This window comes from Pseudomonas sp. DWP3-1-2, from assembly GCF_049896285.1.
GTDB lineage: Bacteria > Pseudomonadota > Gammaproteobacteria > Pseudomonadales > Pseudomonadaceae > Aquipseudomonas.
In genome coordinates this window covers 89167-103719 of the sequence record NZ_JAFCTZ010000002.1, presented here as the reverse complement: position 1 = coordinate 103719, position 14553 = coordinate 89167, and the positions used below count along the sequence as shown (strand labels likewise).

At 59.1% G+C, this 14553-nt stretch carries 15 protein-coding genes; 2 read left to right on the top strand and 13 right to left on the bottom strand.

The genetic code is table 11. The features are described from left to right. Positions 1-53: 53 nt before the first annotated feature. The 3 genes from cysN to ACP7B0_RS06330 form a co-directional block, all read right to left on the bottom strand. Positions 54-1952, bottom strand: a complete 1899-nt coding sequence (gene cysN, locus ACP7B0_RS06340) for a sulfate adenylyltransferase subunit CysN (RefSeq protein ID WP_426140203.1) — start codon at positions 1950-1952, stop codon at positions 54-56. 12 nt (positions 1953-1964) lie between these two features. Then, entirely contained in the window at positions 1965-2882 is a 918-nt protein-coding gene (cysD, locus tag ACP7B0_RS06335; RefSeq protein WP_426140201.1) for a sulfate adenylyltransferase subunit CysD, read from the bottom strand. A gap of 153 nt (positions 2883-3035) precedes the next feature. Next, positions 3036-3794, bottom strand: coding sequence for a Nif3-like dinuclear metal center hexameric protein (locus ACP7B0_RS06330; RefSeq protein ID WP_426140200.1), 759 nt, complete (start codon positions 3792-3794; stop codon positions 3036-3038). A gap of 169 nt (positions 3795-3963) precedes the next feature. On the opposite strand from ACP7B0_RS06330, the gene algW reads away from it, so the two are divergent. Beyond that, on the top strand, positions 3964-5121 hold the full coding sequence (gene algW / locus ACP7B0_RS06325) for a Do family serine endopeptidase AlgW (protein ID WP_426140198.1): 1158 nt from the start codon (positions 3964-3966) through the stop codon (positions 5119-5121). A 142-nt stretch (positions 5122-5263) separates the two neighbouring features. Here algW and hisC read toward each other — a convergent pair whose 3' ends face one another. The 10 genes from hisC to ACP7B0_RS06275 form a co-directional block, all read right to left on the bottom strand. Further along, entirely contained in the window at positions 5264-6316 is a 1053-nt protein-coding gene (gene hisC, locus ACP7B0_RS06320) for a histidinol-phosphate transaminase (protein ID WP_426140197.1), read from the bottom strand. Positions 6317-6318: 2 nt separating this feature from the next. Further along, positions 6319-7650, bottom strand: a complete 1332-nt coding sequence (gene hisD / locus ACP7B0_RS06315; RefSeq protein ID WP_426140196.1) for a histidinol dehydrogenase — start codon at positions 7648-7650, stop codon at positions 6319-6321. 125 nt (positions 7651-7775) lie between these two features. Next, on the bottom strand, positions 7776-8411 hold the full coding sequence (gene hisG, locus ACP7B0_RS06310) for an ATP phosphoribosyltransferase (protein WP_426140194.1): 636 nt from the start codon (positions 8409-8411) through the stop codon (positions 7776-7778). A gap of 180 nt (positions 8412-8591) precedes the next feature. Next, on the bottom strand, positions 8592-9857 hold the full coding sequence (gene murA / locus ACP7B0_RS06305) for a UDP-N-acetylglucosamine 1-carboxyvinyltransferase (protein WP_426140193.1): 1266 nt from the start codon (positions 9855-9857) through the stop codon (positions 8592-8594). A 22-nt stretch (positions 9858-9879) separates the two neighbouring features. Then, positions 9880-10119: a BolA family protein gene (locus ACP7B0_RS06300; protein ID WP_426140192.1), complete on the bottom strand. Its 240-nt coding sequence runs from the start codon at positions 10117-10119 to the stop codon at positions 9880-9882. Positions 10120-10236: 117 nt separating this feature from the next. Continuing rightward, on the bottom strand, positions 10237-10542 hold the full coding sequence (locus ACP7B0_RS06295) for an STAS domain-containing protein (protein WP_426140190.1): 306 nt from the start codon (positions 10540-10542) through the stop codon (positions 10237-10239). Beyond that, positions 10539-11192, bottom strand: a complete 654-nt coding sequence (locus ACP7B0_RS06290; RefSeq protein ID WP_426140189.1) for an MlaC/ttg2D family ABC transporter substrate-binding protein — start codon at positions 11190-11192, stop codon at positions 10539-10541. Before ACP7B0_RS06290 ends, ACP7B0_RS06295 begins: the two co-directional genes overlap by 4 nt. Positions 11193-11203: 11 nt before the next feature. Further along, positions 11204-11671, bottom strand: a complete 468-nt coding sequence (mlaD, locus tag ACP7B0_RS06285) for an outer membrane lipid asymmetry maintenance protein MlaD (protein WP_426140187.1) — start codon at positions 11669-11671, stop codon at positions 11204-11206. Beyond that, on the bottom strand, positions 11671-12468 hold the full coding sequence (gene mlaE / locus ACP7B0_RS06280; protein WP_426140186.1) for a lipid asymmetry maintenance ABC transporter permease subunit MlaE: 798 nt from the start codon (positions 12466-12468) through the stop codon (positions 11671-11673). The genes mlaD and mlaE overlap by 1 nt, the downstream gene beginning before the upstream one ends. Then, positions 12468-13277, bottom strand: coding sequence for an ATP-binding cassette domain-containing protein (locus tag ACP7B0_RS06275; protein ID WP_426140185.1), 810 nt, complete (start codon positions 13275-13277; stop codon positions 12468-12470). Before ACP7B0_RS06275 ends, mlaE begins: the two co-directional genes overlap by 1 nt. A 289-nt stretch (positions 13278-13566) precedes the next feature. Between ACP7B0_RS06275 and ACP7B0_RS06270 the strand changes: the two genes are divergently transcribed. Next, positions 13567-14541 (top strand): KpsF/GutQ family sugar-phosphate isomerase, encoded by a 975-nt coding sequence (locus ACP7B0_RS06270; RefSeq protein ID WP_426140184.1) that lies wholly within the window; start codon positions 13567-13569, stop codon positions 14539-14541. The last annotated feature ends 12 nt before the right edge of the window (positions 14542-14553 follow it).

The following is a 14553-nucleotide window of genomic DNA, read 5'->3' as shown; positions in this document are numbered from 1 at the left end:
ACAAACAAAAAACCCGCCATCACTGGCGGGTTTTGTTGTTGCAGCAAACGGGCTTAGATCGCGCCGCGACTGCGCAGCAGGTCCAGCACTTGCTTGACGCTTTCTTCCAGATTCAACGACTGCGTATCGATGACCAGATCGGCATTGAGCGGCACGTCGTACGGGAAGGACTCACCCGGAATGTTGTCGCCATCGGCGGCATACAGGCCCTGTGGGTCACGCTCGCGGCATACCGCTGGCGAAGCCTGGACGTAAACGGTCAGCAGGCGATCGGCACCGATCAGCGACCTGGCCTGTTCACGACCTTCAGCATCCGGGGCGACGAAGGCGGCCAGCGTCAGCAAGCCCGCTTCGTTGAACTGACGCGCCACATGCGCGGCGCGACGCCAGTTCTCGGTACGCCCGGCACGATCATGCGGCAGACCTTTGTTAAGGTCATGGCGCAGGTTCTGCCCATCGAGCACGAAGACCGCACGACCCATGTCGAACAGTTTGCGCTCGACCGCATAGGCCAGCGTGCTCTTGCCAGCGCCTGAGAGGCCGCTGAACAGTACGGTGGCCGGTTGCTGGCCAAAGCGCTGGGCGCGCTCTTCGGTGGCCACGTGAGCGAGCTTGCCGTGGTGATTGGCGCTGCTGCCGCCCACAGCCTTGGCGATGATCATGCCCGCCGCGACGGTGCCGTTGGTCAAACGGTCAATGACGATGAACGAACCGGTGGTGCGGTTGCTGTCGTATCCATCCAGCGCAATGGCCGAGTCCAGGCTGACCTTGACGCGCCCGATCTCGTTGAGTTGCAGCGAACTGGCCGGGCCTTCAGCCAGGGTGTTCACATCAATACGGTGCACGATGCTGGTGATCGAACCCGGCACATAGCTGGTGGCGCGTTTGATGTCGTATTTTTTGCCCGGCAGCATCGGCTCTTCAGCCATCCATACCAGCATGGCGTCGAACGCATCGGAAACCTGCGGCACGTTGTCGGCATGCACCAGCAGGTCACCACGGGAAATATCGATTTCGTCTTCCATGGTCAGGGTGACGGCCTGACCCGGACCTGCATGCTCCAGCTCACCTTCGAACGTGACGATGGACTTCACGCGGCTGCTCTTGCCCGACGGCAGCACGACGACTTCATCGCCCTTGTGCACGATGCCGCTGGCCAGCGTGCCGGCGAAACCCCGGAAGTTCAGGTTCGGACGGTTGACGTACTGCACCGGGAAACGCAGATCGCTGTAGTTGCGATCGTTGGCGATTTCAACGGTTTCGAGAATTTCCATCAGCGACTGGCCGGTGTACCAGGGCGACCGCTCGCTCTTGTTGACCACGTTGTCGCCCTTGAGCGCCGACATCGGCACGAACGCCATGGTCGTCGGCTTGAAGGCAATACCTTCAGCGAACTTCAGGTAGTCCGCCTTGATCGACTCGAAAACGCTTTCGTCAAAGCCGTTGAGGTCCATCTTGTTGATGGCGACCACGATGTGCTTGATACCCAGCAGCGACGCGATGAAGCTGTGGCGACGGGTCTGGGTCTGCACGCCGTAACGCGCGTCCACCAGGATGATCGCCAGGTCGCACGTCGAGGCACCCGTGGCCATGTTGCGGGTGTACTGCTCATGGCCAGGGGTATCGGCGATGATGAACTTGCGCTTGGCGGTGGAGAAATAACGGTAAGCCACATCGATGGTGATGCCCTGCTCACGCTCGGCCTGCAAGCCGTCCACCAGCAGCGCCAGATCCACATCATCGCCGGTGGTGCCGGATTTCTTCGAATCGCGAGTGATCGCTTCCAGGTGATCTTCGTAGATCATCTTGGAGTCGTGCAGCAGACGGCCGATCAGCGTGCTCTTGCCGTCGTCGACGTTGCCACAGGTAAGAAAGCGCAGCATTTCCTTGCGTTCGTGCTGGCCCAGATAGGCGAGGATGTCCTCGCTGATCAATTCAGATTGATGCGACATGTGACACCCCGTTTAGAAATAACCCTGACGTTTCTTTTCTTCCATGGAACCTGCGCCATCGTGATCGATGACCCGGCCCTGGCGTTCGGAAGTTCGCGTCAGGAGCATTTCCTGAATGATGTCGGTGAGGCTGGTGGCCTCGGACTCGACTGCCCCCGTCAGCGGGTAATCACCCAATGTACGGAAACGGACCTTTTTCTTGACGATGCGCGCCTTATCCTCATCGCTGAGGTGATTGAGCAGACGCTCGTCGTCGATCATGATCCAGGTGCCGTTCATCTCGATGACATCGCGCTCGGCGGCGAAATACAGCGGGACAATCGGGATGCCTTCGAGGTAGATGTACTGCCAGATATCCAGCTCGGTCCAGTTGGACAGCGGGAACACACGGATCGACTCGCCTTTGTTGACGTTGCCGTTGTACACGTTCCACAGTTCAGGACGCTGATTCTTCGGGTCCCAGCGGTGCTTGCTGTCGCGGAACGAATACACGCGTTCCTTGGCACGGGATTTTTCTTCATCACGACGCGCGCCACCGAACGCGGCATCAAAGCCGTATTTGTCCAGGGCCTGCTTGAGACCTTCGGTCTTCATGATGTCGGTGTGCTTGGAGCTGCCGTGGGTCAGCGGGTTTATCCCCTGCGCGACGCCATCGGGATTGACGTGAACAATCAGGTCCAGGCCCATTTCCTCAACCATGCGATCGCGGAAACGATACATTTCCTGGAATTTCCACCGAGTGTCCACGTGCATGACCGGAAACGGCAGTTTGCCCGGGAAAAACGCTTTGCGCGCCAGGTGGAGCATGACGGCGGAATCTTTACCGACGGAGTACAGCATCACCGGGTTATCGAACTCGGCGGCGACCTCGCGGATGATGTGGATGCTTTCCGCCTCCAGCTGTTTCAGATGCGTCAGTTTATCGACCATGGCTACTCACGTATTGCTTTCGTTATTGACCGGGCAACGCCCGGGACGGCCAGCGGGCCGTGTTCGAGGCCGCACTCTAGCACAGCAACTGCTTCTATTCAGGAGCCTCAATAGATCGAAACGATCTATGGATATGCCCCCTCGTTTGGGTGATCAGATCGGATTGGGGCAGTCGATGAACACGTGCTCCAGCGCAAAGCGCCGGGCCAGATAATCGCCCAGGGCCTGAACGCCGTAGCGCTCGGTCGCATGATGCCCAGCGGCAATAAAGCTGATGTTGTTTTCCTGAGCGCTATGAAACGTCTGCTCCGAGGCTTCGCCACTCAGGAACAAATCCACGCCGGCCAATACCGCCTGGTCGATATAGCCCTGCCCACCACCCGTGCACCAGCCCACGCGCCGGATCATCTCGCTGCCTTCGACCAACAAGGGCTCGCGTCCTAACGCCTGCTGGACATGCCGGGCAAAATCCCGGGGCATCATCGGCTCGGCCAGGGAACCCACCAGCCCAATGACTTTGGGGTTATCCGGATCGAGGGGCCCCTCGACGGTAATGCCCAACTGGCGAGCCAATTGCACGTTGTTGCCCACGTCCGGGTGCAGATCCAGCGGCAGGTGATACGCCAGCAGACTAATGTCGTGTTTGAGCAATGTCTTGAGGCGACGCTGCTTCATCCCCGTCACGCAGGGGTTCTCGCCCTTCCAGAAGTAACCGTGGTGAACGAGAATCAGATCAGCCTGGACTTCCACGGCTGCATCCAGCAACGCCTGGCTGGCGGTGACGCCGCTGACAATGCGCATGACTTGCGGGCGACCTTCGACTTGCAGGCCATTGGGGCAGTAATCCTGGATGCGGGCGCTGTTGAGATAGCGATCGGCTTCTTCTACAAAGGTGCTCAGCGCAACGGCCATAAAGACTCCTGGTGATTCGATTCAGCGCGAATAGTGTCCTGATCGGGAAAAGCGTACACTCGAGTACAGCTTATTTGCGAGACAGAACACTAACAACTCGTATAATGCCGCCCATTATGGCGCAGATGGGCAACCAGCCGCAGCGTCAGACAACTTTCAGGACTGCTCAATGTTCAAAGCACTGCGGTTTTTCGGCTGGCCCTTGCTGGCGGGTGTGCTCATCGCTCTACTGATTATTCAGCGCTACCCTCAATGGGTTGGCTTGCCCACCCTTGATGTGAACCTGCAACAGGCGCCACAGACCACCAAGGTCCAACAGGGCCCGGTGTCCTATGCCGATGCAGTGAGCCTTGCCGCGCCTGCAGTCGTCAACCTGTACACGACCAAGATGGTTAACAAGTCCAGCCACCCATTATTTGAAGACCCGCAGTTCCGGCGTTTCTTCGGCGACAACCTGCCCAAACAGAAACGCATGGAGTCCAGCCTCGGCTCCGGCGTTCTGATGAGCCCGGAAGGCTATATCCTGACCAACAACCACGTCACCACAGGCGCGGACCAGATTGTCGTCGCGCTCAAGGACGGACGGGAAACCACCGCCCGGGTGATCGGCAGCGATCCTGAAACCGACCTCGCGGTCCTCAAGATTGATCTTGTGAACATCCCGGCAATTACCATTGGGCGTTCCGACAGTATCCGCATCGGTGATGTCGCGCTGGCGATCGGCAATCCGTTCGGCGTCGGCCAGACGGTCACCATGGGCATCATCAGCGCTACGGGCCGCAACCAACTGGGCCTGAACACTTACGAAGACTTCATCCAGACCGACGCAGCCATCAACCCGGGCAACTCCGGCGGTGCGCTGGTCGATGCCAACGGCAACCTGACCGGCATCAATACAGCGATTTTCTCCAAGTCGGGGGGCTCACAAGGCATCGGCTTCGCCATCCCGATCAAGCTGGCGATGGACGTCATGAAGTCGATTATCGAACACGGCCAGGTGATTCGCGGCTGGCTGGGCATTGAAGTGCAACCGCTGACCCAGGAATTGGCGGAATCGTTCGGCTTGAAGGATCGCCCAGGCATTGTGGTCGCAGGCATTTTCCGCGACGGCCCGGCACAGAAGGCCGGCTTGCAGTTGGGCGACGTCATCCTGAGTATCAATGGCGAGCCGGCTGGCGACGGCCGACGCTCAATGAACCAGGTCGCGCGCGCCAAACCCAGCGAAAAAATCGCCATTCAGGTCATGCGTAATGGCAAGGAATTGACGCTCAGCGCAGAAGTGGGCATACGCCCGCCACCGGCCGTGACGCCGGTGGAACAGGAGTAACTTTTTGTGGGCGATAGGGCGTCGAACACCGACGCCGTTGGAGCGAGGCTTCCCCGCGAAAAACGATAACGCGCCAAGTCTGACCTATCGAGGCGCCTGATTCGCGGGCAAGCCTCGCTCCAACAGGTCGTTCATTTCTGCGTTACAACCCCGCCAACCCCTCCAGCAGCGCCTGATTCTGCTCGGGCGTGCCAATGCTGATGCGCAGGAATTGCGCGATGCGCTCCTGCTTGAAGTGACGCACGATGACACCCTGCTCACGCAGCTTCGCTGCCAGCCCTGCCGCATCGTGGCCGGGGTGCCGAGCAAAGATAAAGTTGGCCGCCGACGGCAACACCTCGAAACCCTTCCCCTGCAACGCATCGATCAGCGCCTCGCGACTGGCAATGACCGCGTTGCGCGTCAGGTCGAAGTGCTCTTGATCCTCGAACGCAGCCGTCGCGCCGACGATTGCCAGACGATCCAGCGGATAGGAGTTGAAACTGTTCTTGACCCGCTCAAGCGCCTCGATCAGGTCCGGGTGACCCACCGCCAGACCGACGCGCAACCCCGCCAGCGAGCGCGACTTGGAGAGCGTCTGGGTCACCAGCAGGTTCGGGTAACGCTCCACCAGCGCAATCGCGGTCTCGCCGCCAAAGTCGATGTACGCCTCATCCACGACGACCACTGAATCCGGGCTGCCCTTGAGCAGCGTCTCTACGGCTTCCAAAGCCAACAGGCAGCCCGTCGGCGCGTTCGGATTCGGGAAAATGATGCCGCCGTTGGGTTTGGCGTAATCTTCAACCCGAATCTGAAACTGCTCGTCCAGCGGCACAGCCTCGAAATCGATGCCATACAACCCGCAATACACGGGGTAGAAGCTGTAGCTGATGTCCGGAAAAAGCAGCGGTTCGTCGTGACGGAAAAACGCGTTGAATATGTGCGCCAGAACTTCGTCAGACCCGTTCCCCAGGAAGACATGGTTGGCGGGCACACGGTAATAACGGGCGACCGCCTGCTTGAGCAGATCACTATTGGGGTCGGGATACAGCCGCAGGTCATCGGTCAGCTCGGCGCGCATCGCGGCCAAGACCTTTGGCGAGGGGCCGTACGGGTTCTCGTTGGTGTTGAGCTTGACCAGCTTGGTCAGCTTCGGCTGTTCACCCGGCACGTAAGGCACCAGATCATTGACGAACGCACTCCAGAATTTACTCATCTTCAGTTCCCCTGCCCTTCAGTGCTGTCGATGATGCGGTACTCGGCGCTGCGCGCGTGAGCCGTCAGAGACTCGCCTCGCGCCAGCACCGAAGCCGTTTTACCCAGTTCCGACGCGCCTTGCTCTGAGCAGTAAATGATCGAGGAGCGCTTCTGGAAGTCGTAGACACCCAGCGGCGATGAAAAGCGCGCGGTGCCCGAGGTTGGCAAAACGTGGTTCGGCCCCGCGCAATAATCGCCCAGCGCTTCGGACGTGTGACGCCCCATGAAGATCGCGCCTGCGTGGCGGATCAGCGGCAGCCAGGCTTCCGGGTCGGCCACGGACAGTTCCAGGTGTTCGGGTGCAATGCGATTGGCGACTTCAATGGCCTGCTGCATATCCTGCACCTTGATCAACGCACCACGGCCATTGATCGACTTGTCGATAATCTCGGCGCGCTCCATGGTGGGCAGCAGCCGGGCGATGCTGGCCGCCACTTTATCGAGGAACTCGGCATCCGGGCTGACCAGGATCGCCTGAGCATCTTCATCGTGCTCCGCCTGGGAAAACAGGTCCATGGCGATCCAGTCCGGATCGGTCTGACCGTCGCACACCACCAGAATCTCCGAAGGACCGGCGATCATGTCGATGCCGACCTGACCAAAGACGTGGCGCTTGGCCGTTGCCACATAGATATTGCCGGGGCCGACGACCTTATCGACCATCGGTACGCTTTCAGTGCCATAGGCCAGGGCCGCAACGGCTTGCGCGCCGCCGATGGTGAACACACGGTCCACACCCGCGATGCAGGCGGCAGCCAGCACCAGCTCGTTGATCTCGCCCCGTGGCGTGGGCACCACCATGACCACTTCAGCAACGCCTGCCACTTTTGCGGGGATGGCGTTCATGAGCACCGAAGAGGGATAAGACGCCTTGCCGCCCGGCACATAAAGCCCGGCACGATCCAGCGGCGTGACCTTCTGGCCCAGCACAGTGCCGTCCGCTTCGGTGTAGGTCCAGGAATCCTGCTTCTGCCTTTCGTGGTACATACGCACCCGATCTGCCGCCTTTTCCAGGGCCTCGCGCTGGGCGGGGGTAATCCGGGTCAGCGCCAGCTCCAGACGTTCGCGGGGCAGGATCAGGTCAGCCATCGAGGCGACCTGCAGGCCATCGAAGCGTTGGGTGAACTCCACCAAAGCGGCGTCCCCACGCTCACGCACGGCCTTGATGATCTCCAGCACGCGCTCGTTGACCGAATCGTCAGACACACTTTCCCAGCTCAGCAGATGATCCAGATGATGCGCGAAATCAGGGTCAGCAGCGTTGAGTCGGCGAATTGCAGTCGGTGCGGTCATAGCGAGAGCCTCATAGGATTGGCAAAAACTCAGGCGCCCTAAACTAGCAGTCGATCCGCTTGGGCACCTGAGAATTCTGGCTATGAGGCGGATAGACGGGCGCGACTCAAGGTCGCGCAGGTAAGTCAGCCGCGGTGTCGTGACTCCACTGCATTGCGCAGGGTGTCGATGAGCGCCTGAATACGGGCGTGCTGCATTTTCATGGAAGCCTTGTTGACCACCAGACGCGAGCTGATCGTAGCGATCAGTTCTTGAGGCTCCAGGCCATTGGCTCGCAGCGTATTGCCGGTGTCGACCACGTCGATGATCTTGTCGGCCAGGCCAATCAGCGGTGCCAGCTCCATGGAGCCGTACAGCTTGATGATGTCGACCTGACGGCCCTGCTCGGCGTAATAACGCTTGGCCACGTTAACGAACTTGGTGGCCACGCGCAGGCGCCCCTTGGGCTCTACGGCGCCGACAGCGCCAGCGGTCATCAGTCTGCATTTGGCGATCTGCAGGTCCAGCGGCTCATAAAGGCCCTGGCCGCTGTATTCCATCAACACATCTTTGCCAGCGACACCCAGGTCGGCGGCGCCATGCTCGACATAGGTCGGCACATCCGTGGCGCGCACGATCAACAGGCGAACATCGGCCTGGGTCGTCGGGATGATCAGCTTTCGGCTTTTGTCCGGATTCTCGGTCGGCACGATGCCCGCTTCAGCAAGAAGCGGCAACGTGTCATCAAGGATGCGGCCCTTGGACAGTGCGATGGTCAACATGGGAAACGTCAGTCCTTATCAGGAAGCTTTTGCCCGGACACAAACGGCGCCGAACAACCCTCACGCGAGACCTGCCAGGCATGAGGTGGAACGAATCAGTGGTTACACAAGTGTCGAGCCTGCTCCCCCGTGCCCTGGCCGAACGGATTCGACCCAGGCATCGGGGGGGCCTGGAAGCGACTAGCCCGGAACGCGACGAATCTTGGCGCCCAGCATTTGCAGTTTCTCTTCGATGCACTCGTAGCCGCGGTCTATGTGATAGATGCGGTCAATCAAGGTGTCACCTTGGGCAACCAGAGCCGAAATCACCAGACTGGCCGATGCCCGAAGGTCAGTCGCCATGACTGGCGCGCCTTTGAGAATCTCGGTACCGGTCACGATGGCGGTATTACCTTCAACCTGGATATGCGCCCCCATGCGGTGCATCTCGTAGACGTGCATGAAGCGGTTTTCGAAAATGGTTTCGATCACGGCCCCGGTGCCTTCAGCGATAGCGTTCAGCGAGATGAACTGCGCCTGCATGTCAGTCGGGAACGCAGGGTACGGCGCGGTACGCACATTGACGGCTTTGGGCCGCTTGCCGTGCATGTTCAGTTCGATCCAGTCAGCGCCGGTGGTGATTTCAGCACCCGCTTCCTGAAGCTTGAGCAACACCGCTTCCAGGATAGTCGGGTCGGTGTCCTTGAGCTTGACGCGACCGCCGGTTGCCGCTGCGGCCACCAGATAAGTCCCGGTTTCGATACGGTCAGGCATGACCTTATATGTCGCAGAGCCCAGACGCTTCACACCATCGATGGTGATGGTGTCAGTGCCCGCACCCTGAATCCTGGCACCCATGGCAATCAGGAAGTTGGCAAGGTCGACCACTTCAGGTTCACGGGCGGCGTTCTGCAGAACGCTGCGGCCATTGGCCAGACTCGCGGCCATCATGATGTTTTCGGTACCGGTCACGCTCACGGTATCGAAGAAGAAATTGGCACCGCGCAGGCCACCTTCAGGGGCCTTGGCCTTGATGTAGCCGCCTTCCACATCGATGATCGCGCCCATGGCTTCAAGACCACGGATGTGCAGATCGACCGGACGCGAACCGATGGCGCACCCACCCGGCAACGCCACTTCGGCTTCACCGAAACGGGCAACCATCGGACCGAGCACCAGAATCGAGGCGCGCATGGTCTTGACCAGCTCATATGGCGCGATCAGGGTCTTGATGGTGCGAGCGTCAATCTCGACGCTGAGCTTTTCGTCGATCACAGGCTCGATGCCCATACGACCAAACAGCTCGATCATGGTGGTGATGTCGTGCAGGTGCGGCAGGTTCTGAACGGTTACAGGCCCATCGGCCAGCAAGGTCGCGGCAAGAATCGGCAGGGCAGAGTTTTTCGCCCCGGAGATGCGGATTTCGCCATCAAGACGAACACCGCCAGTAATAATCAGTTTATCCATTAGAATCTCGACGCCAATTGGCTCAGGTGCGCTCGGCCCACGCAGCGCGGCTGAAAAATTTCATAGTGATCGCATGGATGCTGCCATCGGCGATCCAGGGGTTCAAATGCGCATAGATCTGTTGCTGACGCTTGACGGGGCTTAAGGAAGCCATCTCGTCACTGATCACGTTCAGCTGGAAGTTGCAGCCCTCGCCTTCAACTTCGACCTGGATCTCAGGCAACTTCCCTTCAAGGAAGCTCTTAACTTCTACGGCGTGCATTGCTTAACCTCGATTGGCGCCCTACGCGCGCGGGTCGGCCATCATACAAAAAAGCCCACTCAATGCGAACCCCGCAAACGCAGGACCCGGACGAGGGGCTGATTCAATAGCCATCGATCAATGGTTGCCGAGCAACTCGGTCAACTCTGACACCTGGGCAATCTGGCGCATGTCTTCAGGCATCGACCGGATGCTGACGGACTTGCCAGCATCCCTGGCGTCGCGCATAAACGCCAGCAGCAAGGCCAGGCCGACGCTGCTGGATTTCTCGACCAGAGAACAATCGAGAACCACCGAAGGCAACTCGCTGGACTTGATCAGCGCCGCGCCCTGCTTGCGCAGGGCCGGACCGGTGCGATAGTCGAGAACACCGATCAACTGCAGCTCACCCGGCGCGCCAAGTCGAATGGCGGACTCAGTCATTGCGCAGCCTGACCAACAGCATCAGGTGCTTTTTCCCTGGCCTTGGCGACTTCGCCAGCCCAATTGTTGATGGTCTCATCCAGATTGTTGCCGTTGCGCTGCATGGCATCGGAGAACTGGTCACGGAACAACTTGCCGATGTTAATGCCGTTGATGATGACGTTGCGCACCTTCCACTCACCGCCAAGCTTGACCAGGGTATAGGACACCGGGTAGTTCGCCCCGTTGTTGCCCTTGACCACCATGTCGACGCTGGTACGGTCATCGCCTTCAGGCTTTTCCGGAGAAACGGTAATGCCCTGGTTGTTGTATTCCAGCAAGGCGTTGCCATAGAACTGCATCAGGCTGCGCTTGAAGTTCTCCTGGAAGCGCTGCATCTGGGCCGGCGAAGCATTGCGCGAATACTTGACCGTCATGATGCTCTTGGAAATGCCTTCGGCATCCACGACCGGACCGACAATGCGGTTGAGTGCGTCGTAAAAAGCGCCTGGATTGGTTTTGTACTGCTCTTTATTGGTGGCCAGGTCAGCCAGCAATTCCTTGGTGGTGCGGTCCACAAGGTCATGAGCGGACGGCGTGGCGGCCGCATTAGCCAGCATGGGTAGCAACGCCAGTAACACCAGCAGACCACGGCGCAAGGTTGAGATCATGTAAAAGCTCCTCATTTGGCGTCTTTACTCACGGTATTGAGCAGGAATTTTCCGATCAGGTCTTCCAGCACCAGGGACGACTGCGTGTCATGAATGACGCCGCCATCCTTGAGCAGCTTTTCGTCGCCACCAACGCTGATACCCACATATTTTTCACCCAGCAAGCCGGCCGTCAGGATCGATGCCGTGGAGTCCACCGGAAGATTATCGACTTTCTTCTGGATCTCCATGGTCACCCGACCGGTGAAGGTATCGCGATCAAGATCGATCGCCGTCACCTTGCCAATCGTGACACCCGCCATGCTGACCTTGGCTCTGACAGTCAAACCGGCAATATTGTCGAAATTTGCATAAAGTTTATACGTTTCGCTAGTGGCGCTGCCGCTCAGACCGCTGACACGCAGGGCCAGTAATAGCAAAGCCAGTATCCCGGCCAGCAGGAACAGGCCGACACCGGTTTCGATGGTGCGGTTTTGCATCAGAAATCTCCAAACATCAAGGCGGTCAAGATAAAGTCCAGGCCCAGTATGGCCAATGAGGCATATACGACTGTTTTGGTAGTGGCGCGACTGATCCCCTCGGACGTGGGCTCACAGTCGTAACCCTGGAATACGGCGATCCAGGTCACCACAAAAGCAAAGATGACGCTTTTGATCACACCGTTGAGCACGTCATCGGTGAACGAAACACTGTTCTGCATGTTCGACCAGAACGAGCCTTCGTAGACGCCCAGCCAGTCAATGGCAACCCAGGAGCCGCCCCAGATGCCGACCACGCTGAAAATCATCGCCAGCACAGGGAGCGAGATAAACCCGGCCCACAAGCGTGGCGCAATGATGTACTTGAGCGGATCGACACCAATCATTTCCAGGCTGGAGAGCTGCTCGGTGGATTTCATGTTGCCAATCTCGGCGGTCAGCGCGGAACCGGCACGGCCGGCGAACAGCAAGGCTGCCACGACCGGACCCAGCTCACGCAACAGGGTCAGTGCCACCATTTGGCCAACAGCCTGCTCCGACCCATAGCTGGAGAGAATGCTGAAGCCCTGCAATGCCAGAACCATGCCGATGAACAGGCCTGAGACGACAATGATCGCCAGGGACATGACGCCGACCGAATGCAGCTGTTTGACCAGCAATTGGAAATTGCCGCCGATCCCGCCACGCCCCAACAAGGCATGGACAAGAAAAATCCCTGATCGTCCCAATACGGTAACGGTATCGATCGCGGCGCACCCAAGCAGGCGTATCCGCTCCATTAATGACTTTCTGCGCATCAGCGCTTCCCCAAAAGATCTTCGCGAAAATCCGGCGCCGGATAGTGAAACGGCACGGGGCCATCCGGGTCGCCAGTCATGAATTGACGGATACGCGGGCTGTCCGAGTTCATCAGCTCTTGCGGTGTCCCCTGCCCCAATACCTGCCCATCGCCCACCACATAAAGGTAATCGGCAATGCTGGCGGTCTCGGCCAGATCATGGGAAACGACCACGCTGGTGATCCCGAGCGCATCGTTGAGCAGCTTGATCAGCCGCACCAAAACCCCCATTGCAATCGGGTCTTGCCCCACGAAAGGCTCGTCATACATGAGAATCTGCGGGTCCAGGGCGATAGCACGCGCGAGCGCCACACGACGCTTCATGCCTCCGCTCAGCTCATCGGGCATGAGGTCGATGGCACCGCGCAAACCCACTGCCTGCAACTTGAGCAGCACAATGTCGCGAATCATCTCGTCCGGCAGTTCGGTATGAACGCGCAAGGGGAAGGCCACGTTTTCAAACACGTCCAGGTCAGTAAACAGCGCACCACTTTGAAACAACACGCCCATGTGCTTGCGCGCATCGAACAGATCGCTGCGCGACAGCTTGGGCAGGTTCTGGCCGTTGACCCATATTTCGCCAACAGACGGCCGCAGCTGTGCCCCCATAAGGCGCAACAGGGTTGTCTTGCCACTGCCCGAAGGCCCCATGATGCCGGTCACTTTGCCACGGGGAATACGAATATCGACATTTTCGAAGATGCTGCGCGCACCGCGCTTGAAGGAAACGCCCTTCAGCTCGATCGCGTAGGCGTTATCGGCACTCATCAAAACTCCTTGCGCTACAGACTCACTCTCAGCTACCAGATCCCTGACGGGAGGCATGCTATCCAGGAGGGCCGAACAGGTCGCGAACTATACCACTGCAATTTCACGCCACCAAAGAGAGAAGCCTGTCAGGGATGATTTGGCACAAATATTTACGACATTCCCGGCACGTTCTATATAGAAGCAGCAACGGATCACACTGATTGATGACAAAGATCGACGATCAAGCGTGAGGGAATCGCGCATTACCGCTATAATCGCCGCCTTTTGAAGGCCGAACGATTTCCCCATGAGCCAATCCAGCGACCTGATCCAGTCAGCACAACGCACCATCCGCCTCGAAATAGAAGCCGTAGAAGGCTTGCTCAGCACCATCGATGCGGATTTCGTCCAGGCCTGCGAGATGATTCTTGCCAGCAAAGGGCGCGTTGTCGTGGTTGGAATGGGCAAGTCCGGGCACATCGGCAAGAAAATCGCGGCCACGCTGGCCAGTACCGGGACGACCTCGTTCTTTGTCCACCCGGCTGAAGCCAGCCACGGCGACATGGGCATGATCACGGCCGACGACATCATTCTGGCCCTGTCCAATTCAGGCACCACCGCTGAAATCGTGACCTTGCTGCCGCTGATCAAGCGCCTTGGCATCCAGATGATCAGCCTGACGGGCAACCCGGCATCGACACTTGCCAAGGCCGCTGACGTCAACCTGAGCGCCCGCGTCGTCCATGAAGCCTGCCCGCTGAACCTGGCGCCGACGTCCTCGACGACGGCCGCCCTGGTGATGGGCGATGCATTGGCCGTCGCATTGCTGGAAGCCCGTGGATTCACCGCCGAGGATTTCGCGTTCTCCCACCCCGGCGGCGCGCTGGGCAGACGCCTGCTGCTCAAGGTCGAGCATGTCATGCACGTGGGCGATGAACTGCCCAAGGTGCAACGAGGCACATTGCTGCGTGAATCCCTGATGGAAATGACCCGCAAGGGCCTGGGCATGACCGCGGTTCTCGAAGCCGACGGACGACTGGCGGGAATCTTTACCGACGGCGACTTGCGCCGTACGCTGGATCGCCCGTTCGATATCCGCCTGACGACCATTGATGAAGTCATGACGGTCCATGGCAAAACCGCCCGCCCCGAAATGCTGGCCGCCGAAGCCTTGAAGATCATGGAAGACAACAAGATTGGCTCCCTGATCGTTGTAGACGAAAACGACCACCCCGTCGGCGCGTTCAACTTGCAGGATCTGCTGCGCGCAGGCGTCATGTGATGGGAGACGTGA

Bases quoted from the DNA above. Each gene is read 5' to 3' on its own strand.
- ACP7B0_RS06295 (WP_426140190.1), bottom strand. From the start codon at position 10,542: ATGACTGAGTCCGCCATTCGACTTGGCGCGCCGGGTGAGCTGCAGTTG.
- hisG (WP_426140194.1), bottom strand. From the start codon at position 8,411: ATGTTGACCATCGCACTGTCCAAGGGCCGCATCCTTGATGACACGTTG.
- mlaD (WP_426140187.1), bottom strand. From the start codon at position 11,671: ATGCAAAACCGCACCATCGAAACCGGTGTCGGCCTGTTCCTGCTGGCC.
- ACP7B0_RS06300 (WP_426140192.1), bottom strand. From the start codon at position 10,119: ATGCACGCCGTAGAAGTTAAGAGCTTCCTTGAAGGGAAGTTGCCTGAG.
- mlaE (WP_426140186.1), bottom strand. From the start codon at position 12,468: ATGCGCAGAAAGTCATTAATGGAGCGGATACGCCTGCTTGGGTGCGCC.
- ACP7B0_RS06290 (WP_426140189.1), bottom strand. From the start codon at position 11,192: ATGATCTCAACCTTGCGCCGTGGTCTGCTGGTGTTACTGGCGTTGCTA.
- murA (WP_426140193.1), bottom strand. From the start codon at position 9,857: ATGGATAAACTGATTATTACTGGCGGTGTTCGTCTTGATGGCGAAATC.
- ACP7B0_RS06275 (WP_426140185.1), bottom strand. From the start codon at position 13,277: ATGAGTGCCGATAACGCCTACGCGATCGAGCTGAAGGGCGTTTCCTTC.
- ACP7B0_RS06270 (WP_426140184.1), top strand. From the start codon at position 13,567: ATGAGCCAATCCAGCGACCTGATCCAGTCAGCACAACGCACCATCCGC.
- ACP7B0_RS06330 (WP_426140200.1), bottom strand. From the start codon at position 3,794: ATGGCCGTTGCGCTGAGCACCTTTGTAGAAGAAGCCGATCGCTATCTC.
- cysN (WP_426140203.1), bottom strand. From the start codon at position 1,952: ATGTCGCATCAATCTGAATTGATCAGCGAGGACATCCTCGCCTATCTG.
- hisC (WP_426140197.1), bottom strand. From the start codon at position 6,316: ATGAGTAAATTCTGGAGTGCGTTCGTCAATGATCTGGTGCCTTACGTG.
- hisD (WP_426140196.1), bottom strand. From the start codon at position 7,650: ATGACCGCACCGACTGCAATTCGCCGACTCAACGCTGCTGACCCTGAT.
- algW (WP_426140198.1), top strand. From the start codon at position 3,964: ATGTTCAAAGCACTGCGGTTTTTCGGCTGGCCCTTGCTGGCGGGTGTG.
- cysD (WP_426140201.1), bottom strand. From the start codon at position 2,882: ATGGTCGATAAACTGACGCATCTGAAACAGCTGGAGGCGGAAAGCATC.